Origin of the sequence: Kingella bonacorsii (assembly GCF_016623605.1) — a bacterium.
GTDB classification, from domain to species: Bacteria; Pseudomonadota; Gammaproteobacteria; order Burkholderiales; family Neisseriaceae; genus Kingella_B; species Kingella_B oralis.
This window is the reverse complement of the sequence record NZ_JAEHNZ010000002.1, coordinates 1-22,234: the sequence shown is the minus strand read 5'-3', so window position 1 is coordinate 22,234 and position 22,234 is coordinate 1. Positions and strand designations below refer to the sequence as shown.

The window sequence follows — 22,234 nt, the reverse complement described above, 5'->3', positions numbered from 1 at the left end:
AATAGCATGTTTGAAAATATATTCAATACCTTTCTCAAAGGGTTAGGTTCGGACTTTTTTGGTAAAGCAGCCAATATCATCACCGCAGTTGCGCCCATATTTTCCGCCTTGTTTGGTGTTTATGTGGTGATTGTGGCATGGAACGGTTACAACCGTGGTTTTGACGAAAACATCATGGATTTGTTTAAACGCATGGCAGCATGGCTCATCATTATTTCTTGTGCCTTTAACGCTTCGCAGTATGTGGATTTTGCCCAAACGCTTTACACGCTGCCTGAATTTCTATCCGAAGCCGTAAATGGTCAGCCGTATAATGGGCACGTCTTGGATGGTGAAGTAGATAAGTTGCTGGATGCGGTTTCACAGATGTCTGGTAGCGCGATGGGGGCGACTGATATGACAGATATTGGCACAAAATTGATGATTGGTATCATGCACTTATTGCTCATTCTATTTGGTTATGCTTTTTTTGGTACGATTGCCGCTTTTTATTTGGTAGCCAAACTTTCATTGGCAATGGTATTGATTGTCGGTCCGATATTTATTGGTTCAATGTTATTCCCTGCTACGCGACAATGGGGCATGAATTGGATAGGGCAAATTTTAAATTACAGCATAACGATAATGTTTTACATTATCTTGGCTGCGGCACAGCTTGAATTTTATAGAAACAGCATGGAAGGCAGCGTTAATGCACTTCAAATTCCATCTCCATTTTCAGTAGCGGTCGTTATTCCACTCGTTGGTATGTACTTTTTTGCTACAATCGTATTTATTGTTGCTGCTCTGAATGTTCCCTCCATTGCTTCTGCCCTAACAGGCGGTGCCAGCATTTCAGGCTTTTCAACTGCTGCGCGTGGCACATCATCTGTTATCAATGGCATTCAACGCGGTGCTTCTGCTGCCAATCATGGCAGATTAGCCGCGCGCCATGCGCGACAACGTGGCGTAGCGTGGGCGGCAAGCAAAATCAAACCGAACCGCATCAAAGCAACTTAGTTGTGAAAGGAAATGAAAAATGGGTGAATTACGCATTGCCTTAATTATCGGCTATCTAGCCAGCTCTGCTGCTATGTTGATTAGCATGATTGCATTGGATAACCCCGAGCTATTTGTCAAAATCTTTGGATTTCTTGCAGGGGCTTGTTGGTATGTGTTTTTAGGAACATTCCTTTGGGGCTTGATGCCGCATCGTTTATGGCGGTATTACACAGGTCCTACACCCTTTCTTTCCAAAATCTTTTCCACTATTTTTTGGGCAAATCTGCCATTGTTGTTTTTGGCTTATATGGGACGGTTTGAGGCTCAAAAAGCCATTGCCAACCCAAATATGTATGAACAACTTATCATCAAGCTGGCGGAATACTTCCAATATTTTGTGATGATTTTTGCCTCTTCTGCGTTTGCCATGTTCTTGTTTGGCGTGTTCTCTGGCTCAATTGTGCTGTTTGCTAAACGTGTATTTGTGGTTAATCAACGTAGAGACGACTAATTTCTTTCTGCTCCTTGCTCATTTAGGCAGCCTGAATTGTTCAGGCTGCTTTTTTTATCCTCTTTTTTGTTATTCAGATGAGAAAAAATATGAAACCCCGTTCTTTTTTACCTTTCTCCATTTTGCTGTTCACGCTGCTAGCTGCGTGCTCCCATCAACCAAAAAAACCTTACGGCAAACCATTTCCCATCAACAGTAGTGCCGTAACGGCACAATCTGCCACTCAAACCCTCCCTCAATTCGCTTCACAACCCGCTACCCAACAGGATAACCACCATGTTCAAGAAAAATAAAAACCCCAACAACGAGCCTGCCAAAGCACTGAGCCGTAAAGAATTAGACAAAGAAGCCAAAGCCTATATGCAGTCTGCTAAACAGTTTGAGCAATCTGAAATCGAGCGCACGCGCAAGTTCGCCAAATTCGCTTGGATTTCGGCGGGCTTGTGTTTATTCGTGGCGGGCGCAGCCGTATTTGCCGTGGCAGGACTTACCCCGCTCAAAACCGCTGTACCGTTTGTGATTCGTGTGGACAACAGTACAGGCGCAACGGATATTGTGAGCATCATGAAAACCAAAGAAGAGAGTTACGGCGAAGTCGTGGATAAATATTGGTTAGCCAAATATGTGCGCGACCGCGAAGGCTATGATTGGTATACGCTGCAAGCCAGTTACAACGCCACCATGTTGCTTTCCGATGTTCAAGAGCAAGAAAAAATCTCCAAAATATTCAATCACCCCACGGCGGCGCCGCACAAAGTCTTGAAAGACAAGTTTCGGGTAGAAATTGAGATTACCTCTATTTCCTTTATTGCCAAAGAAACCGCGCAAGTTCGCTTCACCAAACAAGTTGTGCCGTTGTATGAGGGTGATTCAAAGCCTGCTCCTGAAAAATACATTGCCACCATTGGCTATGAATACAGAAGCGCGCCGCAAGACGAGAGCGACCGCCTAATCAATCCGCTCGGCTTCCAAGTGATGAGCTACCGCGCTGACCCTGAGAAAGCTGAATAAAGGACAACATCATGCGATTAACCCATTGTACCGCCGCCGCTTTGCTGGCGGTTTTGCCTTTTCAGGCTGCCTTTGCCGAAGCGCAGCCCAAACATTCTGTGCGTGATAAGCGCATCCAAACCGCCATTTATTATGCCGATGAGGTGTTTCCTGTGATGACCAAAGTCGGCACGGCAACCTTGATTGAATTAGAAGCCGATGAGCGGCTAGATGGCGACAATGCACTGGCAGGCATGGGCGACACCGCCGCATGGAATCTTGCCATCAAAGGGCGCAACATCATTTTTAAACCCACTGCGCCGCAACCCGATACCAACCTTTTGATTGCCACCAACAAACGCACTTATGCGTTCCGTTTAAAAAGCGCATCTGAAAAACAAGCCGCCACCTACATTCTGCGTTTCCGCTACCCCGACACCGAAGCGGCACAAAATGCCAAGTTATTAGCACGGCAGGATAAAGTGCGGAAAGCAATGGCAGGCGTGCCCTTCAAGCAGCCTGAAACAGGGGCGAACCTAAATTATTGGGCGCGCGGCGATAAAGCTCTCGCCCCCACAGGTGCATGGGATAACGGACGTTTTACTTATTTCCAATTCAACAACGGACGCGCCATGCCCACCATCTACCGTGTAGAAGCAGACGGCAGCGAAACCCTGCTTAACACGCACACCGAAGGCGACACCACCGTGTTGCACGAAACGGCTCAAAAATTTGTACTGCGTTTGGGCAAAAGCGTGCTGGGCATAGAAAACCGCAGTTATCAACCGCAAGGGCAATTTAACCGCACAGGCACCGATAGCCCAACTGCCGTTCGCATCAGCACAGGAGAACAACCATGACAAACCGTCCTGAACACGATTACTCTGAATACGGTGAGCCACAGCCCAATAAAATAACTGCCCGTGAAACACCGCATTCATCCCATTATGACTATTCCGATACCAGCATGGCAGAGCAGGTACAAAATCCCGAAGTGGAAATCGGCATCCCGCAAGATTTGTCGCAAGGCAGCAGCAAAGGCGCAAAAAGCCTGATGTGGATAGGCATTGCCTTGATTGGTTTTGCTTTATCTGCGCTTGGCACAATGAAAGCGTTAAGTGGCGGCAACGAAAAAGTGGAGGAAAAACCCAAAGCCGAAGAGATGATTGCCAACAAAAAGAAAAAGGATTTTTCTGCCGAACAATTGGATTTGGGCGCATCTACACCTGCTTCGGACGTATCAGAACCGCAGCCTGAAAGCAGCAGCGAGCCTGCCACAACGGAAACCACGCAAACGACTACGGAGCAGACAACAGCCAGCGAGCCTGAATTTACCCCGTATGACCGCAAGAAAACAGGCAATGTGTTGGTTGAAAGCGGCGTGATTCAATCCGTAGATAATGAAACCAGCCAAGCCACCGCCCAAGCGGTAAACAGCGTGCGCGGGCTGGACAACAGCGAAATGGCAGGTTTGCAACCCGGCGAAAGCGCAGGCGGCTGGGGTAATCGTCTCAACCCCACACAAACGGCTGCCACCCAAGCCGAGCAGCGCGGCGATGTAACCTATTTGTTATCCAAGAGCACGAATATTCCTTGTACTTTGGACACCAAAATCGTTACCACATTACCCGGTTTTACCCGCTGCGTGGTCATGAAAGACATTTATTCTGCCAACGGCAAAGTGTTGTTGGTGGAGCGTGGCAGCAAAGTGGTGGGCGAACAAACCGCCGCATTATTGCAAGGGCAAGCCCGTGTGTTTGTATTGTGGAATGAAGTCGAAACTCCGTATGGCATCCACATCAAGCTCGCCAGTCCGTCAGCGGGACAACTGGGAGAATCAGGCGTGGGCGCACGGGTGAAATACCATTTTTGGCGGCGTTTTGGCGGGGCGATTATGATTAGCCTGATTGGCGACTTGGGCGACTACGCCAGCAACCGCCGCAATAGCAAAGGCAATAATGGTCAAACGTTTAATTTTGACAATACCTCAGAGTCGGCACAGGATATGGCAACCGAAGCCCTGAAAAACAGCATCAACATTCCACCCACAGGCTATGTCAATCAAGGCACGATTATCAACATCATGGTAGCCAGAGATGTAGATTTCAGCCAAGTTTATCAACGAGTGGACACGCAAAATATGCCTGCTTTGCCCATACCCTCCACCGTTTCCATCCAACAATAAAAGATAAAACCGTCTCTTCTGAGGCGGTTTTTTGATTGAGAGTAAACATGAATGTACCCATCGCAGAAAACCAAATCTACGCCGACGCGAGTACGCGCAATATCCTAGACAACCTTGGCATCAGCAAACTGCTCGCCCGCGAAGGCTTAACCGAAATTATGATTAACCGCCCATTTGAATTATTCATTGAAGGCAGTTTTGGCGTAGAGCGCATAGAAAACTCCAAACTCACTTTGGACAACCTAATCAAATTAGCCAACACGCTTTGCATTTTTAATAGCAAAAAAATCACGGCACAAAACCCCATCCACTCCGTAACCCTTCCCGACGGCGAGCGCGGACACATCATGCTGCCGCCTAGCTGCGAAGACAAAACCGCCGTATTCGCCATCCGCAAACCCTCCACCAGCCGATTTAGCCTAGGCGATTACATTAAAACTCATCGCCTACAAGCCTTCGTGGACTATTCCGAACACGGCAAAGCAGAAGATTTCAGGCAGCCTGAAAACCCCACCGAAGCCACCTCCGAAACCGCCCAAGAAGCCCTACACCAAAACAGCCGCCACTTCGCCGACATCGCCGACAAGATGAAGCTGCCGCACGATGTGCCCCTTGCCGATTGGCAATACCAAATGCTGGCAGCCAAAGCCAACCGCGATTTGGATACCTTTTTTCGCATTGCCATCGCCCAAAAGCTCAACATCTGCATGGTCGGCGGCACAGGTTCAGGCAAAACCACGTTTACCAAATCCCTAGTGGATTTAATCCCCAGCGATACTCGCCTGATTACCATTGAAGACACCCACGAGTTAGACACCCCTAACCACCCCAACCATGCCCACTTGTTCTACAAAGAACACATTACCGCCAAGCAGATTATTGCTTCTTGTATGCGGCTTAAACCCGACCGCATTCTGCTTACTGAGCTACGCGGCGACGAAGCATGGGATTACCTCTCCGCGCTGAATACAGGACACCCCGGCGGGCTAACTTCCGTCCATGCCAACGATGCCCGCAGCGTGCATTACCGCATCGCGCAACTGGCAATGGAATCAGCAGCAGGCAAGTCCATGCCGTATGAGTACATTCTCAACACCGTGCGCGCCACGATTGACGTGGTGTGTTTCTTCAAACATACCTACATGACCGAATTGTATTATGACCCAGTGGCGACGTATTACGCGCTGCGGGGGCGGGCGTAGGAAACAAGAAACGGGATAAAAAATGAGAGAAATCATCAGCAACCAACCTGAAAAATGGCAGGGACGGCATCTCTTGATGTGTACCCACTCGTTCAATTCCAAATCAAAAATCCTTTACCTGATGTATTGCGACATCATCAAGGAGATGCCAAATCGCCGTTTGAAAATCAAAGTGTATGGAGACCGCCATGTCTCTATATGCGGCGAGAAAATCAGATATGTGGATGCGCATCGAGTCGTAGATGCCAAGGATTACAACGTGAAAAAAATTGAAAGGGAAAAACATGGCGCCCAGACAACTGGAACTGGAACGGCAAGCATTTGAGGTGTGGCTGTGCGAAACAATCAATATCCCAGAAGAACACCGTGAAAACTTTTTGAAACGGAGTAGTCCGTGCAAAGAGAAATATCAAGGAGATACGTGGGGAATGATTTGGCAGGCATGGCTCGCCCGTGCCCAGCGACCCCCCGCATAAAAGAAACATTACCATGCTCAACTCACTCAAACACAAACACGCCCTAGCCATCCTGACTGCCCTTACTGGTGCAGCCTTTGCCTCCGCCGTCAGCCAATTTCTATCCGCCGGTGATGCGGCAAAAACCGCTGGCGAACAAAATGTAATCCGCCCACTTTCTTGCCGCGTGGTAGGCATTGCAGATGGCGATACCCTCACTTGTCTCACCGATGCCAAACAGCAACTCAAAGTCCGCCTTCACGCCATCGATGCGCCCGAAAAGCAACAAGCTTTTGGGCAACAGGCGAAAAAGCATCTGTCCGATTTGGTGTACAACCAAACCGTTACCCTCCACATCACCGACACCGACCGCTACGGGCGCACCGTTGCCGACATCCGATTAGGCAGCTTGGACATTAATCAACAGATGGTAAAAGATGGTTACGCATGGGCGTATCGCCGTTATGGCGGTACACGTTATGCGCCAGAGGAAAAAGCCGCCCGCAAAGCCAAGTTGGGCTTATGGCGCGATGCGAATCCGATTGAGCCGAGCCAGTGGCGCAGAATGAATAAATAACGCCATTCCACACCCTTCAAACTACAAGGCAGCCTGAAACCCATTCCACCGTTTCAGGCTGCCTTTTTATCACAGGACACCCCATGACCATCATCACCCTTAAAGACCGAGACGAAACCGCCAACACCCTCATCAGTCTACAAACATGGCGACGCAACGCCAAAGAATGCAACCAATCCGCACTCTATGACGCATTAAGCGAAGCCATCGCCACCATCAAAGCCCTAGACAAAGCCCTTAAAGACACAGGTAAAACCTGCTTTGAAACCTTTACCCGCAGCGCAGCCGATGTCGCATTTAGCGACTACATTCGCGCCCGTGCCCAGTATCAATGCGAACATTGCGGCACAAGCTACGATGCGCAATCCACGGGTTTGCAGTGCAGCCATCATTTTAGCCGTCGGCATTGGGCAATTCGTTTTCACCCCGACAACGCCGCTGCCCTTTGCCACCATTGCCATAACTTTTGGTACAGCAAAGATGTGCCCGAAGCTGCCCGTTGGTTGGAAAGCAAAATGGGGTGCGCTGCCATAACCGCCCTGATTGAACTGAAAAACCAACCGCAAACCAAACCCACCGCCAGCGAGCTGGATGCGATTGCGGCGTATTGGCGCAAAGAAACCGAAAAGCTGTTGGCAAAGCATGAGGCAGCCTGAAACCCTATTCATCGTTTCAGGCTGTCTTTTTTCATCTCTATACAACTACCTACACCCCATTTTCATCCACTCCCCGAAAGGACGCCCCCATGCGCGGCATAAACAAAATTGAACTTCTCGGCAACCTCGGCGCAGACCCCGAACTGCGTTATTTTCCTGACGGCACACCCGTTGCCAAAATCAGTCTTGCCGTCAGCGAGCAATGGAAAGACAAAAAAACAAATGAGCAGCGCGAAAGAACCGATTGGTTTGCCGTGCTGTTCACCCACCATCTTGCCAATATTGTTCACGACAAGCTCAAAAAAGGCGACACCATTTTGCTGTGGGGCAAAATCAAATCCCGCAGTTACACCGACAGCAAAACAGGTTTAGCGCGTGAAGTATGGGAAGTCCACGCCGACGAGATGCACATCATCAAAACCAAAAACCGCGATGCCCAAGCCGATGAGGGCAATCCGTTTGATGATGACAACTACACCCCACCCGACAGCGCCGAGGCGATTGACCAAAGCGACCATCAATATCTCTAACTCGCCCTACCTCTCGTCCTAGGCTGGCTCAGCATTCAGGCAGCCTGAAACCGCGCATTCCTTGTGCATCGTTTCAGGCTGCCTGATTTTTTTTAGGAATCTCCATGTCTCAACAGAACTCATCCAACCGTATTTTACCTGTTTTGATTTTTCTGCTTATCGCGCTCCCCTTGTTTGCTGCTATGGGCGCGTATTGTGGCGCATGGATGTTTACCCATTGGAAGGGGCTGCGCAGCACGCCATCGTTCACGCTGCTCTACCAATACTGGCACGTTGCCAACCTGCCCGCGCATCTGATTAAGCCACTCAAAATCAGCACCGCGCTTGCCGTATTGATTGGCATACTGCCCTTGTTGGTTATGATAATTGGCACACTGGTTAAACCACGCCGCGAGTTGCATGGTTCATCGCGCTTTGCCAACGCTTCCGAAATCCGCCAAGCAGGCTTGTTGGACGTGGGCAAAAAACGCCGCAAAAAAAGCAACAACCGCAAAGACAATCTGCCCGATTTACTGATTGGCAAATGGAATAATCAATATCTGCGCTGGCAAGGCAGTGAATTTCTTTATCTATCCGCGCCCACCCGTTCAGGCAAAGGCGTGGGCATCGTGATTCCCAACTGCCTGCACTATTGGCACAGCATGGTGGTTTATGACCCCAAACTAGAAAACTTCCTGATTACCGCAGGCTGGCGCGAGCGCGTATTGAAACAAAAAGTCTTTCTCTTTAATCCATCAGGCAAAATGCCCGAACACGAACAAAACCCCAATGCGCCGCTGGCTTCCCACAAATGGAATCCCATGACCTACATCCGCCGCGATGCACGGTTTACCTTCAAAGACTTATCCAATATGGCAACCATTCTGTTCCCCACGCCCACACGCGGCGCAGATGGTTCATCCATGTTCTTTATAGAAAGCGCGCGCAAATTGTTTGTGGGGCTAGGTTTATATTTAATTGAGACCGAAAAAGACCTCCACCGCGATTTAAGCGACATCCGCCAACGCACCACCATCACCAATTTATTCAAATTAACCACACCGTCCGATGGCACAAGCCTATCCGCATGGTTAGCCAAAACCATTAAATTGCGCGAGCAAAAACCGCAAACCGATTTGTCTGAGCCATGCAAAACCCTGCTGCGTGAATTTATCAATTCAGACAAGGAAACCGCGCAAAACATTCTCTCGTCCATGACTGCGCCATTGGGCATTTTCCTAGACCCGATTGTAGAAGCCGCAACTTCCGATGATGATTTCCGCTTAGACCGCGTACGCCAAGAGCGCATGACCATTTACATTGGCGTGATTCCCACCGAAGCTGCCACATTCAGCCGTCTGCTCAACCTGTTTTTTAGCCAACTGATAGACGTAAACGTGCAACAAGGGCTGCCTGAAAACAACCCTCGTCTCCAATACCAATGCCTGCTGCTGATGGACGAATTTACCGCCTTGGGCAATATTCCCGCTGTGCAACATGGCGTATCCTACATTGCAGGCTATGGCTTGCGGCTGCTGATTATCATCCAAGCGCCCAGCCAAGTAGAGGCAGTATATGGCAGAGAAAACATGAAAACGTTTTTTACCAACTTCACTTGCCGCATTTTCTACACCCCGCGCGAACAGGATGATTGTGAGGAATACAGCAAAGTGATTGGCTATGAAACGTTTAAAGCCAAATCACAATCCCGTTCTCGCGGTAAAGGCAGCAGTAACAGCACCAGCACCAGCGACCAACGTCGCGCCGTTATGAATCCCGATGAGCTTCGCCTGATGCCGTTTGAAGACTGCGTGATTAACCTCGGCGGCAACCGCGCCATTTACGCACAAAAAATCATCTACCACGAAGACCCTGTTTTCAAAAAACGGCTGGGCTACGCACGCCCTTATGTTCCCGTTCTGCAAGCTAAATCAAAAAATACGGATGAGCCCAATCACGCTAATCGCCAAGCCGCCGAAGTTCCCGATAAGCTGCTGCATACGATTTTGCTAAATGATGTGTTGAATCAGCAAGAAGCGGCTATTGCTGTGCTCAAACAATCTTGCCAACCCAACAATCCACCGCAATACATTCAAGCCTGCGTTCAACACATTGCCAATATTTGGCAGCTTAATCCGCAGAAACTGCATGCAGCATGGTTAGCGGCAAACGAAGTGGTTTAGGTACATTAACCAACAAAAGGCAGCCTGAAACGCATCACAACGTTTCAGGCTGCCTTTTTCCCCATTCCCATCCGACAAAGGAGCCTCCCATGCCTACCGACTACGCCCCACCCACTTATGACGAAGTGCGCACCGCCTTATCCTACATCCCCACCCCGTCCAGTTATGCCGACTGGTATCCGATGGCATACGCCATCAAAGACGCACTCGGCGAAAACGGCAAAGACTTATGGCACGACTGGTCAAGACAAGGCGACAACTACAAGGCTAGTGTTGCCGAAGCCACTTGGAAATCCGCCAAGTCTAAAGCAGGCGGCATCACCGTTGCCACGTTGTTTAAGCAAGCTCGCGACAACGGTTACCGCCCCGAAAAGCCCTACGTCGCCCCCAACCCGGAGCAGCGCGCCCTAATCGCCCGGGAACGCGCCACGCAAGACGAAATTTGGGCGGCGTATAACCATGTGCGCCATCAATCCGCCGCCCGACTGGCGCATGCCATTTGGCGCAATGCCAAAGCCCTCACCGCTGCCGATTTGGCGCATCCCTATCTGCAAAGCAAAGGCATCCAAGAAGTAACCGCCGTGGCAGGCATCCGCATCAATCGTTACAAAGGGCAGAACAAACTGGTCATCCCGATTTACTCGCGCAACGGGCAAACAGGCAACACCGAGCTGGTCAATCTGCAACAGATTGAAGAAAGCGGACAAAAACGCTTTTTGGCAGGCGGACAAAAAAGCGGCGGCTACGCCATCCTCAATGGCACGCACGCCGATATGGCACAAGGTTTTTACCTCGCCGAAGGTTACGCCACCGCCGCCAGCGTCCACTTGGCAACGGGCAAGCCCGTGGTGATTGCTTTTGACGCGGGCAATCTGCCCGTCGTTGCCGCCCGCATCATCGGGCGCGGCAATCTGCCCGCCGACACCCCTATTTACCTTGCCGCCGACAACGACCGCGCGAGCCAAAAAGGTTTAACCAAAGCCGCCGAAGCCGCTGCCATCTTGGGCGGGCGCGCCCAAATCAGGCTGCCCGAATTTGATGCCCGCGACATCACCGTATGGCAACAACGGCACGGACAATTGGACGCAGACGGCAAAGAACAGTTCCCCAGCGACTTTAACGACTTGGCGGAAATTCACGGCATGGATGCTGTCAAAGAGGCACTCGGCACACCCTTGTCGGCAGAGCGCACTGCCCAGGTCGCCGCCATGCAGCCTGAAATTGCCCGTCAAATCGCGCACATACAAAACAAAGCCCCCGAAAGCCCGCAGGAAAGCCCCGAAACTCTGCCGCCGGACGAAGCGGGATTACGCTTTCGCGCGGAATATGTGCTGGAAAAATTTGGCGGTGAGCGCAACGAAAAGTACCGCAATGCGCTGATTGCCGAGTTGGCGCAGCGCGGGGTAGATATTCGCGGCGCGGTGAACGGTATTCTTGAGGAACGCAAGGCAGCCCCGCAACCGCAGCCTGAAACGGCAAAGCCATCACCAACGAGCGAGAACACCCCCTTCACGCAAGCAGTAGATAACGTGGTGACGGGCAAAGTCCCCGCAGGCTACATCCAGCTGGGCACAACGCCTGATGTATTGCAAATACTGGGTGTGCCGCAAGGCAAAGTCCGCATTGCAGGAGGCACGATTGAAAAAGCCGTCGCCGATTACCTCAACCGCCAAAACGCCTACGACAAAAACCGCCATGCGGTAAATCCCGATGACTTAAAGCTGTTGCCCGGCGAAATGAACGACCCGATAGCGGTATTCAAATCCGCCACCCAAAGCAATTCACTTGTGGTTTTAACCCGGTTGCATGAACGTGAAAACGATAAAGAAAAACCCGTCATTGCGGCAGTGCATTTGAGTAAAGGCAAAGGCAAACACGGGGCAGATTTGATTGATGTGGTGAGCGTGTATGGCAGAAGCGATACGCAGCTGGAACGCGCGTTTCAAGATGATTTGCTATATGCAAACAAAAAGAAAGTTCAGGAATTTTTGACTACCCATCCGCTTCAATTGCATTGGGATATTACGTCTGAGACTGAACTTTCTTACCGCCATATTAAAACAGAAAGCGATTTGGCGCAATGGCAAAATGCCCATAGGCAGCCTGAAAATCCATTGCCAAGTCAAAATTTAACCCAACCTAAAAAGGAAGCCCAAATGGCACAATCCCCCACCCCCGAAGACATCCAACGCCACGCCCAAAACGTTGCCCAAATCGCCGATGCCGCCGAGCGCGAAGCCATGATGAGCGAAATGGCAGAACAAGGTATTTATGTGCGCGGCGCAGTAAACAAGATTTTGGCTGAACGTGCGGCAGAAATGCCACAGCAGCCTGAAAATGAACATGGTGAGTTTCCGCAAAGCCAAAGTGGGCAGCCTGAAAATGCTGCGTCTCCCACCTTTGCCGACGAACTATCCGCCCTTAACCTCCCTGCCGATTTTTCCTTTGAATACCAAGTCCTGCCCAACGGACGAGAAATCGCCCGCATCCATTTGGCAGACTACGGAGGGGAATTGATGGTGGACAAAATTGAAGCAGACAAAGGCGGTGGTTATGTTGCAGTGTCTGAAAACATACTGGGCGGCAAACCTATCCATTTAGACAATCTATCCACTCTGATGCGCGAAATGACCTTCCAAATGCGCCAAGCAGCAGAACGCAGCCAACATCAAGAATCAACCGCCGTGCAGCCGCAAAAGCAGCCTGAAACAGCCCAACCCACAGCCGCCGATAACGCGGCTGTTGCTGTTTCTGAACCCTTTGGAAGCGAGAGTCAATCCTTGAAATCAGGCTGGTGGGATAACCAACCTGATAATGTAGATGTATTTCTAGTAGGCAAATCGCGCCAACGCGATTATGTGAAGATTACACACAATGAAGATGGTTCATTTAATGGTCAAGTCGCTATTGCTGGCGTGGGCGGAGAAATAGAAAGTGCAACACGCCAACAGCTTGATAACTGGATTCAAGTACGCACAGCCACTATGGGAGGTGGGCAAGAGAAATTGACATTAGTGCGCCAAGGGAAAAATGGCTATACGGCGCAGCTTGAACACCCACCCGAACCACCCCAACCCACAGCCGCCGATAACGTGGCTGTTGCTGTTTCTGAACCATCAGAAACGCAAACCGTTGAGCAGCCTGAAAACATACAAGGCGAGCCGCTGCAAAATTCAAATCAACAGGAAACCAATATGAACCCATCCGAAGCCCAAGCAGTAGAAAACAGCATTGAGTTCGGCGGCATCACGCAAGAGCAGGCGCAAAGCCCAACGCAACCCGCCGAATCCCAACCCCAGCTTGAAACCATTTCCGCCGCCGAAGTGCAAGAAAACCTGCGCCGCGCCAAGGAGAAAGAGCGGATTGAAGCGGCGCAGCAATCTTTAAGGCAGCCTGAAAATCCGCCCACGCCCGAAACACGGCAGCCTGAAAGCCCTACCACTCACCACGCGCCGAAAAAGGATAACGAGCCTGCGCCCTCACCAGCCCAATCCACCCCCACAAAACCCCAGCCCATTTTGGATTTGGGCTACACCATGCCATCGGGCTTAAACGACCGCTATGTGCGCGTGGAGGGCAAGTATTTGGATTGGAATAATCGCAAAACCGTTATTTTTAAAGACGACGGCAGCAAACTTAAAACCGCTAAAAACGATGCTCAAGTTATCAGCGATATGTTGGACGTTGCCCAAGCCAAAAACTGGGGCAGTATCAAAATTTCAGGCAGCAAAGACTTTCGTCAAGCCATGTGGTTAGAAGCCGAGCGACGCGGTATTGCCAGCACGGGCTACAAACCCAACAAGTTTGACCTTGCCAAACGCGACCAAATGCTGGGTAACAATCTGCGCAACAGCATTGAAACGCAGCATCAGCCCGAGTTGGACAAGATGCAAGAGGTGCCGCCCACACCATCCGACCAGCACAATCCAAATAGGACGCAAGCAAAAAATGAACCCGTGCCACCCCAAGCCACACAGCAACCTGAAAATAGGCAGCCTGAAACTTTATCCCACAACGACCAAGACGCAGGTAGCCTATTTGATGACGATGCCGCTCGGGTTATCTACTCCGAAGCCGACCGTGTGCAAAACCTTGCCGAAACGCCTGATGAAATGGAACAAGCCGCGCAAGTGGTAGGCAAAGCGGTAGAGACGGTTCACGATATTCATGCAACGCAAAATGTGGCGCAAAAGCAATCTGCTGCGTTCAACCCCAAGCTGGAAACCGCCCGTGCCGTGTTTCAAGAGAAATACAGCAAACTCAGCGAAAACGCCAAAGCAAGGGTAAATTGGTATAGGGAAACCTTTACCGAGCCCATGCTGCAACAGTTCAAAGAAAGCAACCAGCAGCAGTTCCATGATTTGCATTTACTGCAATACTATGAGAACACCGCTAAAATGATGCACGGTAAAAACATCGATTTGCCCGCTGTTATCGTGGATGCACTGCCTGAGCAACTGCGCACATTTGAGCAAGCCCACAAGGCAAACCTAAATCTTGCGCAATCGGCAGAGCCATCGGTAGAACAAAAACAGGGTAGAAAAATGTAGCCCCAAGGCAGCCTGAAAGTTTCCGCGAAGCCCAAACGCTTCTCGCCCTTTCAGGCTGCCTTTTTTGCGAGACCTCACCATGAGCAAAAAAATAGATGTGTACGGATTAAGCGACAGCGAATTGACCACGCTGCGCCAAATCGCCCTACAACGCTATGGCAAAGCCAGCGTTTCCCTGCTTGCCAAGAAACTGCTGCAAGCCGAATTGGCTAAACCCAAACCCGCACTCATACCCAACACCGACAAAACCAAACCCCGCATCACATTAAGGCTGCCTGAAAGCGATAAGCAGTATCTCGCCCAAATGGCGCAGCACAATCACAGCAGCATCAACGATGCCGCACGCGAAATCATCCAACAATACATCCATCAACACCCCACGTTCAGCCACCACGAAGCCACCGCGCTTTACCAATCCAACAACCAGCTTCTTATGATTGGGCGCAACATCAACCAAATCGCCCGCCATTTAAACGCCGGCGAAAGCACCTCACTCACCGCCCAACACATTGCGGAACTGAAACAATTTATTGAACAGCACACCGAAAAAGTGGGACAAGTTTTACTCACCCACCGAAAACAAGTGCAGAAGTAATACCAACCTTTCAGGCAGCCTGAAAACGTCTCCCAACGTTTCAGGCTGCCTTTTTTCATCTTCACCAAAGGCAGCCCCATGACCCTACACCGCGATATAGATAACTGGTTTCTCGGCTTCACCACGCGCGCCGTCTATGCCAAAAAAAGCACTCCACCCAGTGTTAAATTGCCCACCAAGCGCAAAGGCATCAAAGCAGGCTTTGGCTTGCGTAACCTTGCCGCAGCCGCCAAAAAGCACCCCGAAGTAATGGTTAAAATCCCCCGCCGCCATAGTCAAAACTCCAAAGGTTTGCACGGTATCCGCAATCATTTGGACTACATCTCCCGCAACGGCGAAATCCCCATAGAAACCCATTCGGGCGAAAAACTGGACAACAAAGAACGTATCAGTAGCCTACTTAACGACTGGAAAAAACTCGGCATTCCCGAAGAAAGCCGCCACCGCGAAGCCATCAATATTGTGTTATCCATGCCCGCAGGCACGCCACCCGAAGCCGTACTCAACGCTGCGCGAGCTTTTGCCGAAGAACGCTTTAATGAGCACCAATACGCCTTTGCTTTGCACCACGAATCCGACCGCGCAGGCGAACCACCGCATCCGCACGTCCATTTATGCGTGTTGATACAAAATGAATACGGCGAACGATTAAATCCGCGCAAAAACGATTTATTTGAATGGCGTGTCCATTTTGCCGAGAAACTGCGCGACGAAGGCGTGCAATGCGCTGCTACCCGCCGCCAACATCGCGGCAAAACGCAAAAAGCGGAGAAAAGCGAAATCCGCGCCATCCGCCAACGCGGTGTGCTGCCTGAAACGGTGAAACGTTGGCAAATTGAGTTAGCTGATGCCCTACAAAATGGACGTGAACCACACAACCCATTCCAATCCCAAGCCGAAAAAACGCGCCAACGCATCAGCCAAGAATACGCCCAAATTGCCAAAGTCTTGTATCAGCAAGGCTACAAAACCGAAGCACGCTTGATGAGCCAACTCAAAAAACAGCTTGATGCCCAGCCTCACGAAACCCAAGCGCAACAGCAATACCGGCAAATCCGCCAACAAATGCAGCAAAAGGCGCAGCAGCAAGAGAGGAAGCAGCTTGAAAACCAACCCAACATGGTTGGCACGCAACAAGACACGCATCCTCATAACAAACCCGAAGCCGGGCAACAAACGATTGAAGCTCCCACAACATCGCGCAGACGGCGTTAAATCCCCAAAGGCAAACCATGTTTTACAAAAATCTCACCTTTTACCGCATAAAAACCCCATTCCCACACCCCAAAGACATCATCATCCTGCTCAAAAAAGCCTGCTTTGCCCCCTGTTTGGGATTAGACGGTTTCAGTGAAGGTTTTACGCCCATCCACACCGACGGCGACCATTTCACTCAACTGGCAGGCAACAGCCTAGCTATTTGTTTGCAACGCGAACAAAAAATTCTGCCTCCTGCCCTGATTACCGCCAAACTCAATGCCCATGTCCGACAAATAGAAGCCACAGAACAACGCAGTATTGGCAAGCGGGAACGCCAAAGCATCCGCGAAAGCATCATAGACAGCCTATTGCCGCAAGCACTTGCCAAACCCAGCCAAATCCACGCCCAACTGGATTATGCCCATCAACTGCTGCTGATTAACGCCCCCAGTAAAACCGCCGAGATTCTGCTCAGTAAGCTGAGCCAAGCACTCGGCGGTTTAATCGCACAAAAGCCCGCAACCACCACTCCACTTACCACCCTGATGACTCAATGGATAAGCCAAGGCGAAGCCCATTTCCCCTTTGGGCTGGACGATAACGGCACGCTCAAAGACGAACAACACGGCGCAACCATCAAAGCCAGCAAACACAATCTTGCCGACCAAGACATTACCCAACTGGTGCAACATGGCAAAACCGTAATCCAGCTTGGCTTAATTTGGCGCGAACACATCCATTTCACACTCAATCCTGATTTCACCCTGCGCCGCATCCGCTTTGCCGACGAACTGCTGCAACAAGCACAACAGCAAAACGATGGCTCAGAAAGTCTGTTCTATACCCAACAGCTTATCCAATCGCAAAAACTGCCTGAATTGCTCAACGATTTGGCAAATTTGGCAGGTGGTTGGGTTAAAGAGTCCACATGAACAAGACACACCTCCCATTTTAAACACCGTTCCACCATGCAAAAGCAGCCTGAAAACCCTAGCTTTGGGGTTTTCAGGCTGCTTTTTTGCGTTTGGCGTTTGTGCAATGCGGTATCAGTCCGCATCCCAAGGGTTAATCACCTTCAAATCAGCCGCCAAAAATGGCGCAGCATCACGGGTTGCCACGATAAAGCCATGTTGCCGCGCCGTTGCCGCAATATAGCCGTCTGCTGCCGCAATCGCCTTGCCTTTTGCACGCGCATCCGCACGAATGGTTGCATAACAGCCAGCCGTGGCATCATCAAACGGCAAAATCCGTTTTGCAAACAACGGTAACACCACCTGCTCCAACTGCTGATGCAGCCTTTCTTTTTTGCGTCCATTGGGTAACTGTGCCACGCCTAGCCTCAGCTCTGCCACCGTAATTGCCGACAAATACAAGGTTTCCACAAGCTGTTTGTCCAGCCAGTTTGCCACGCGATTATCAGGCTGCGGGCGCAAAGGTTCAGAAACCACATTGGTATCCAGCAAAATCATCAGAACAATACCTCAGTATCCGTATTGGTCTCACGCAGATTGCCAAAATCCACGCCCCCAATTTCTTGCCCAATTTGCGTCAATAGCGAGCCGAGTTTAACGGTCTGCTTCGGCTGTATTGCCTGATTCAAAATCAAACGGATTTCCGCTTCTGTACTCCGCCCTGCCATTGCAGCACGAAGTTTCAATGCCCGATAGGTTTCATCGGATAGATTTCTCACACTAATTGAAGCCATGATTGTGCTCCTTTCTTTCAAAAAATAACTGAATTACGATGCTATCACTTTAACAAGGAGATAGCAAACTTCCCAGCCCAGCGCAGCGTTTCTGCCGAGAGAGGCAGAATCACCGCTATGTAAATAGCGGTGTTTTTGGCACACGTTGCCTATCCTGCGTCTAGTATAAAAATACGTTTTACTTGGGAGAGATTGGGAATTTTGAAAGGGAAGGAACACGGAAAGCGGAAAGTTGGGGTCAATTTTATGAAAATGACGTTTTATGGCACTTTTATGGCAATTTTTAGGCGAAAATATCCTTAATATTGGCAATTATAATAAAGGATAAATGGCTAAAATATGCTTTTATGTGTTTATTTAATAAATAATTGACCTTAATGGTATTTATATTGGCTATTATTTGGCTATTTACAGCTTATTTACTTGCAATTCCATGGCAAACAAATGGCAATTTTGTTGCAATAAGCTGTAATTATTGTCTATAATTGGCAATTATAGAAAGGAATAATTTTATGGATGATATTGATGTGCATGATTTCATAGCAACGCATACACCGAAAGGCAAATCGCCCAAACTAGATAGATACGCGGATGCTATTTTTTATTTGAAAGAGCGTGGTTTTAGCGATGATGATGTGTTACTTTTTTTGTCTGAAAAGAAAGGGTTAGTTGTAGGCAAGCGAACATTAAGCCGCTTTCTTGCTCGCGACAAAAAGGAAAAGCCCGCGCAAAACACAATAAAATCTACCGCGCCAAAACCTGAAACTGAGCAGCCTGAACGCCTCTCCACTCCTGCTCAATTCAATTGGCAAGAAGACATTGATGTAAATGAACTGATTTGACTGTGAAAGTTATTATAAATTAATGATTTAGAAAAATTCATTTTAGAAAATGAACCCAAAGGTACGTTCAGGCTTAATGCCCATAAGGAAGATATTTGGGTATTGAAACGACATGGGTATAGCAATAAAGATGTGCAACGTTTTCTTTTTGAAAAGAAAGGTATAAAGGTTTCAATTACCACACTTAACCGTTTTATTAAGCAGCATAAAGAAACTCAACCTATACAACGCGAGCCTACTCAACCACCAATGTTAATTGTGCCATTAGTGCTAGTGCCACGTTCAAGAATTATGTTCATCTCTCCAAAAATAACAATTGAATGGACAAAATCACCCACAAAATTTGTGGATAAATTTTGACGCATCCGGCTAACCGCCTATTTCCATTTCAAAAAAATAGTTGCACAAAATTTAAGCAATCGTAACGTTGCAAAACCCCGTTATGAAACTCCAATAAATTGTTTTACAACAAATTTCATAAGTTTCGTAACAGGGTTTCATCACGCGCCAAACAGGCGTTTCGTAACAGAATTTCCCAGTTTCACCACGCCATCCCCCACAAAAAAGCCCAAACACGGCAGAGTAGAGCTGCGGTGTTTGGGCTTTTTTGCGTCTGTACTGTTTGAGATTTCAGGCTGCCATTCTCGCGCGGTATGCTGCTTGGCGTTCCGCCGCGCTGGCGTATTTCTTGGGTCTGCCACCTTTGCGTGCGGCGGGCGGTTTGGGCGTTTCAGGCTGCCTTTGGCTACGGTTTGGCAAGCTCGGCAAAACTTCGGTGTATTCCGCCTCAATCACATCATCGTTTTCAGGCTGCCTAAATAAGGTTGGGGGAATAAGCCGATTGGAGCGTATGGGCGATTGCCAACGGGCATCATAGGTAAAAGCAGGGGGCGAACTGGGGAAAGGGCGAGTAGTGCGTCTGTGGCGTTGTGCGCGCGAGTATGGACGTATGGGTGTTTGTTCACGGTGTGCGGCATCTGCATCATCGCTCGCTTCGTATTTATCCGCTTCATCATCGTAAGCATCTGCCGCAAAATTGTTGGCGGTAATATCTATTCCCCTGCCCGTGCCGCCAAAGAATATCTGCATCGGCGGATGCGGCTCGTTTGGCTCGTTCGGTTCGGCTGCGGGCAACTGCGCCATCATTTCGCGCTCAATCAGGTAATCCTGAAACGGCGCGCCTAATCTGCTGACTAGACGCGGCACGAGCCGATTGCCCAGTTCGCGCAAAAACTCATTCTCGTATTCCAGTTCCATACATTCCTGTTGCCAGTATCGCGCTTCTTGGCGCGATTGGTCTTTTTGCACATTACGGATGCCGAAATACAGCAATCCGCCCATACTGCTTAATGCGATGATGGCGGGTAGTAAGTCCATGGTGTTCATGCTATGCCCTCCACTCTGCTGTGATGAAATATGGGATTTTGTGGGGTTGCGTAACGGTTTCGTAACACGCTGGATAGGGTGGGGCGAAAAAACAGGGGTTTCGTAACGGGTTTTGTAACGAATTTTGTGGTTTCATCACGCGGTTTCGTAACGCGCAAAATGGGTTTTGTAACAGGTTTCGTAACAGATTTTTCAGTTTCGTAACAGGGTTTCGTAACAAGATGCGCGATAGAGCCGCGCGAATGATGTGGGCAAGATGAGCCCAAAGAGATGAGATTCATGGCGAATGCCTTTCACAATGTTTAAAAGAAATGCCCACTATGTTTCCACGCATAGGGGCAGGCTTTGGGGCAAGGTTGGAAAACGGTACATTGTGAAACCGTCAGGCTTTCGCCTCCTTGCTCCTGCCTGCCATAGGCAGGGTAACAATGTTTGCCAGCTTCCAAAACTGGGTTGTAAAAACTGATTGGATTGTAGCAAAGGATGGCGCAGCCTGAAAGCCATATCCACTTTTCAGGCTGCCTTCGTGTTGCCTTACAACCAAAAAAGAAAATCCTCCCACACCCGAAAGGGCAGCCGCGCGCTGCCTAGAATATCTGTAAAGTCTTTTCTGCCTGTGTTCTCTGTTTCATTAGAGTGTTAGGCTTTTTTGTGCAATGTACTTTGTCTTTGATGCGCAATGTTCTTTGTTCAAAATGAGCAAAGTGATGTTTTATCAATATTATTTTGAGCCATTTTAACCTTGTGCGCTCGATATTTCAGGCTGCCTGATGGCAAAACGACGGCATTAAGGCAGCCTGAAAGCCATTTAATCGGGCAAAATAAATGCCGTGCTACCCTTTTTTCATGGCGAAAGCAATTTTTCAGGCTGCTTTACAGGCGAGCGGGTGAAAAAAAGCCCGTTTTCGTGCGTTAAAACAACGAAAACGGGTTAAAGGTGAGGTAAGGGCAAGATTTCAAACACGGCAAAAGCGGCAGGGCGATTATCCTACCGTTTTACCAAGATTTTTTGCCTTTGGCGATTTCCATCAACCGCTGCGCATGGGTCTTGCCTTTGGCTTTTTCCTCCGTGCTGCGGATTTCAGGCTGTTTATCGGGCTTGTCGGGCGGTTTGGCTGCTTGGCGCGCATTATGTTTGGCAAGAGCGGCTTTGGCGGCTGCGCTGCCATCATCGCCCATTTTGTGATGCGGGCTGCTATCGGTGGGGTCAAAGAAACCAAACCAGCCGTGGTCAATGGATTTTTTCATAATCAGCACAATATCCAAACCGCGCTGGTGAAACTCGGTGAGCTTGGCAACAAAGGCTTGTTTCTCCTTGCGGCTGCATGACTTGCCTTTTTTCTTGAACAACACCGCGTGATACTCATCCCACAAATCGGCGGGGATAAAATCGGGCAGGGGATAATTGTCCTTGCGCTCAGACGGCACAACCAGCTTGCGCCCTTTCATTTTGGCAATCAATTCAGCCAGCCTGAAAATATTGAGTTTCCACGCCAGTTTGCCATGCACCTTGCGCTCGCGGTGGCATTCCGCAATGCCCATTTCTTTCAAATCGGCGCGCGCTTGTTCGTAATTGCGGCGAGAAAAGCCTAAGTTCGCCGCTAAATCCTTGGCGGTAAGGCGTATCCAACCATCACGCTCAACTTGTTCGCTTTCAGGCTGCCCGCTCGCCCAATCCGTCCACCGGTGCAACAACGAGAGCAAATC

21 protein-coding genes are annotated in these 22,234 nt (G+C 49.6%); 17 read left to right on the top strand and 4 right to left on the bottom strand.

What is annotated here, in order from left to right; all coding sequences use genetic code 11:
• Nucleotides 1-6 precede the first annotated feature (6 nt).
• The 15 genes from JDW22_RS04895 to rdgC all read left to right on the top strand — a co-directional run bounded on the left by JDW22_RS04895 (nucleotide 7) and on the right by rdgC (nucleotide 17,526).
• Nucleotides 7-999 (top strand): type IV secretion system protein, encoded by a 993-nt coding sequence (locus JDW22_RS04895; RefSeq protein ID WP_200522067.1) that lies wholly within the window; start codon nucleotides 7-9, stop codon nucleotides 997-999.
• 19 nt (nucleotides 1,000-1,018) lie between these two features.
• Nucleotides 1,019-1,492, top strand: a complete 474-nt coding sequence (locus JDW22_RS04890) for a hypothetical protein (protein WP_200522065.1) — start codon at nucleotides 1,019-1,021, stop codon at nucleotides 1,490-1,492.
• Nucleotides 1,493-1,768: 276 nt separating this feature from the next.
• A complete protein-coding gene (locus JDW22_RS04885; RefSeq protein WP_200522056.1) occupies nucleotides 1,769-2,503 on the top strand; it encodes a virB8 family protein in 735 nt (244 codons plus the stop codon).
• An 11-nt stretch (nucleotides 2,504-2,514) separates the two neighbouring features.
• On the top strand, nucleotides 2,515-3,342 hold the full coding sequence (gene virB9 / locus JDW22_RS04880; protein ID WP_200522054.1) for a P-type conjugative transfer protein VirB9: 828 nt from the start codon (nucleotides 2,515-2,517) through the stop codon (nucleotides 3,340-3,342).
• Entirely contained in the window at nucleotides 3,339-4,667 is a 1,329-nt protein-coding gene (gene virB10 / locus JDW22_RS04875; RefSeq protein WP_200522052.1) for a type IV secretion system protein VirB10, read from the top strand. The genes virB9 and virB10 overlap by 4 nt, the downstream gene beginning before the upstream one ends.
• Nucleotides 4,668-4,714: 47 nt before the next feature.
• Entirely contained in the window at nucleotides 4,715-5,869 is a 1,155-nt protein-coding gene (locus tag JDW22_RS04870) for an ATPase, T2SS/T4P/T4SS family (RefSeq protein ID WP_200522051.1), read from the top strand.
• Nucleotides 5,870-5,891: 22 nt separating this feature from the next.
• Complete coding sequence (locus JDW22_RS04865; RefSeq protein ID WP_200522047.1) at nucleotides 5,892-6,194, top strand: hypothetical protein; 303 nt, start codon at nucleotides 5,892-5,894, stop codon at nucleotides 6,192-6,194.
• A 164-nt stretch (nucleotides 6,195-6,358) separates the two neighbouring features.
• Nucleotides 6,359-6,901: a thermonuclease family protein gene (locus JDW22_RS04860; protein WP_200522045.1), complete on the top strand. Its 543-nt coding sequence runs from the start codon at nucleotides 6,359-6,361 to the stop codon at nucleotides 6,899-6,901.
• 83 nt (nucleotides 6,902-6,984) lie between these two features.
• Nucleotides 6,985-7,557, top strand: a complete 573-nt coding sequence (locus tag JDW22_RS04855; RefSeq protein ID WP_200522044.1) for an HNH endonuclease — start codon at nucleotides 6,985-6,987, stop codon at nucleotides 7,555-7,557.
• A gap of 89 nt (nucleotides 7,558-7,646) precedes the next feature.
• The gene (locus JDW22_RS04850; protein WP_200522043.1) at nucleotides 7,647-8,087 is read left to right on the top strand and encodes a single-stranded DNA-binding protein; all 441 of its coding nucleotides are present in this window, start codon (nucleotides 7,647-7,649) and stop codon (nucleotides 8,085-8,087) included.
• 104 nt (nucleotides 8,088-8,191) lie between these two features.
• Nucleotides 8,192-10,249 (top strand): type IV secretory system conjugative DNA transfer family protein, encoded by a 2,058-nt coding sequence (locus JDW22_RS04845; protein ID WP_200522042.1) that lies wholly within the window; start codon nucleotides 8,192-8,194, stop codon nucleotides 10,247-10,249.
• 89 nt (nucleotides 10,250-10,338) lie between these two features.
• Complete coding sequence (locus JDW22_RS04840) at nucleotides 10,339-14,799, top strand: MuF-C-terminal domain-containing protein (RefSeq protein WP_200522041.1); 4,461 nt, start codon at nucleotides 10,339-10,341, stop codon at nucleotides 14,797-14,799.
• Nucleotides 14,800-14,863: 64 nt separating this feature from the next.
• Nucleotides 14,864-15,394 carry a plasmid mobilization relaxosome protein MobC gene (gene mobC / locus JDW22_RS04835; protein ID WP_235964903.1) on the top strand — a complete coding sequence of 177 codons (531 nt, stop codon included), beginning with the start codon at nucleotides 14,864-14,866 and terminating at the stop codon, nucleotides 15,392-15,394.
• 78 nt (nucleotides 15,395-15,472) lie between these two features.
• On the top strand, nucleotides 15,473-16,609 hold the full coding sequence (locus tag JDW22_RS04830) for a relaxase/mobilization nuclease domain-containing protein (protein ID WP_200522040.1): 1,137 nt from the start codon (nucleotides 15,473-15,475) through the stop codon (nucleotides 16,607-16,609).
• A 17-nt stretch (nucleotides 16,610-16,626) separates the two neighbouring features.
• Nucleotides 16,627-17,526 (top strand): recombination-associated protein RdgC, encoded by a 900-nt coding sequence (gene rdgC, locus JDW22_RS04825; RefSeq protein WP_200522039.1) that lies wholly within the window; start codon nucleotides 16,627-16,629, stop codon nucleotides 17,524-17,526.
• 114 nt (nucleotides 17,527-17,640) lie between these two features.
• Here the strand turns inward: rdgC and JDW22_RS04820 are convergent, their stop codons facing one another.
• Both JDW22_RS04820 and JDW22_RS04815 read right to left on the bottom strand, forming a co-directional pair.
• Nucleotides 17,641-18,063 (bottom strand): type II toxin-antitoxin system VapC family toxin, encoded by a 423-nt coding sequence (locus tag JDW22_RS04820; RefSeq protein WP_200522038.1) that lies wholly within the window; start codon nucleotides 18,061-18,063, stop codon nucleotides 17,641-17,643.
• Nucleotides 18,063-18,299, bottom strand: coding sequence for a FitA-like ribbon-helix-helix domain-containing protein (locus JDW22_RS04815; protein ID WP_200522037.1), 237 nt, complete (start codon nucleotides 18,297-18,299; stop codon nucleotides 18,063-18,065). Before JDW22_RS04815 ends, JDW22_RS04820 begins: the two co-directional genes overlap by 1 nt.
• A 512-nt stretch (nucleotides 18,300-18,811) precedes the next feature.
• Between JDW22_RS04815 and JDW22_RS04810 the strand changes: the two genes are divergently transcribed.
• Both JDW22_RS04810 and JDW22_RS04805 read left to right on the top strand, forming a co-directional pair.
• On the top strand, nucleotides 18,812-19,141 hold the full coding sequence (locus JDW22_RS04810; protein ID WP_200522036.1) for a hypothetical protein: 330 nt from the start codon (nucleotides 18,812-18,814) through the stop codon (nucleotides 19,139-19,141).
• A gap of 102 nt (nucleotides 19,142-19,243) precedes the next feature.
• A complete protein-coding gene (locus tag JDW22_RS04805) occupies nucleotides 19,244-19,501 on the top strand; it encodes a hypothetical protein (protein ID WP_200522035.1) in 258 nt (85 codons plus the stop codon).
• A 270-nt stretch (nucleotides 19,502-19,771) separates the two neighbouring features.
• On the opposite strand, the gene JDW22_RS04800 is transcribed toward JDW22_RS04805, so the two are convergent.
• Nucleotides 19,772-20,527, bottom strand: coding sequence for a hypothetical protein (locus tag JDW22_RS04800; RefSeq protein ID WP_200522034.1), 756 nt, complete (start codon nucleotides 20,525-20,527; stop codon nucleotides 19,772-19,774).
• A 996-nt stretch (nucleotides 20,528-21,523) separates the two neighbouring features.
• Nucleotides 21,524-22,234, bottom strand: a 711-nt coding sequence (locus JDW22_RS04795; RefSeq protein WP_200522033.1) for a hypothetical protein, incomplete at its 5' end; no start/stop codon positions are given.

Excerpts from the sequence above, each read along its gene's own strand:
- JDW22_RS04895 (WP_200522067.1), top strand. The coding sequence starts at position 7 with ATGTTTGAAAATATATTCAATACCTTTCTCAAAGGGTTAGGTTCGGAC.
- JDW22_RS04890 (WP_200522065.1), top strand. The coding sequence starts at position 1,019 with ATGGGTGAATTACGCATTGCCTTAATTATCGGCTATCTAGCCAGCTCT.
- JDW22_RS04885 (WP_200522056.1), top strand. The coding sequence starts at position 1,769 with ATGTTCAAGAAAAATAAAAACCCCAACAACGAGCCTGCCAAAGCACTG.
- virB9 (WP_200522054.1), top strand. The coding sequence starts at position 2,515 with ATGCGATTAACCCATTGTACCGCCGCCGCTTTGCTGGCGGTTTTGCCT.
- virB10 (WP_200522052.1), top strand. The coding sequence starts at position 3,339 with ATGACAAACCGTCCTGAACACGATTACTCTGAATACGGTGAGCCACAG.
- JDW22_RS04870 (WP_200522051.1), top strand. The coding sequence starts at position 4,715 with ATGAATGTACCCATCGCAGAAAACCAAATCTACGCCGACGCGAGTACG.
- JDW22_RS04865 (WP_200522047.1), top strand. The coding sequence starts at position 5,892 with ATGAGAGAAATCATCAGCAACCAACCTGAAAAATGGCAGGGACGGCAT.
- JDW22_RS04860 (WP_200522045.1), top strand. The coding sequence starts at position 6,359 with ATGCTCAACTCACTCAAACACAAACACGCCCTAGCCATCCTGACTGCC.
- JDW22_RS04855 (WP_200522044.1), top strand. The coding sequence starts at position 6,985 with ATGACCATCATCACCCTTAAAGACCGAGACGAAACCGCCAACACCCTC.
- JDW22_RS04850 (WP_200522043.1), top strand. The coding sequence starts at position 7,647 with ATGCGCGGCATAAACAAAATTGAACTTCTCGGCAACCTCGGCGCAGAC.
- JDW22_RS04845 (WP_200522042.1), top strand. The coding sequence starts at position 8,192 with ATGTCTCAACAGAACTCATCCAACCGTATTTTACCTGTTTTGATTTTT.
- JDW22_RS04840 (WP_200522041.1), top strand. The coding sequence starts at position 10,339 with ATGCCTACCGACTACGCCCCACCCACTTATGACGAAGTGCGCACCGCC.
- JDW22_RS04830 (WP_200522040.1), top strand. The coding sequence starts at position 15,473 with ATGACCCTACACCGCGATATAGATAACTGGTTTCTCGGCTTCACCACG.
- rdgC (WP_200522039.1), top strand. The coding sequence starts at position 16,627 with ATGTTTTACAAAAATCTCACCTTTTACCGCATAAAAACCCCATTCCCA.
- JDW22_RS04820 (WP_200522038.1), bottom strand. The coding sequence starts at position 18,063 with ATGATTTTGCTGGATACCAATGTGGTTTCTGAACCTTTGCGCCCGCAG.
- JDW22_RS04815 (WP_200522037.1), bottom strand. The coding sequence starts at position 18,299 with ATGGCTTCAATTAGTGTGAGAAATCTATCCGATGAAACCTATCGGGCA.
- JDW22_RS04810 (WP_200522036.1), top strand. The coding sequence starts at position 18,812 with ATGGATGATATTGATGTGCATGATTTCATAGCAACGCATACACCGAAA.
- JDW22_RS04800 (WP_200522034.1), bottom strand. The coding sequence starts at position 20,527 with ATGAACACCATGGACTTACTACCCGCCATCATCGCATTAAGCAGTATG.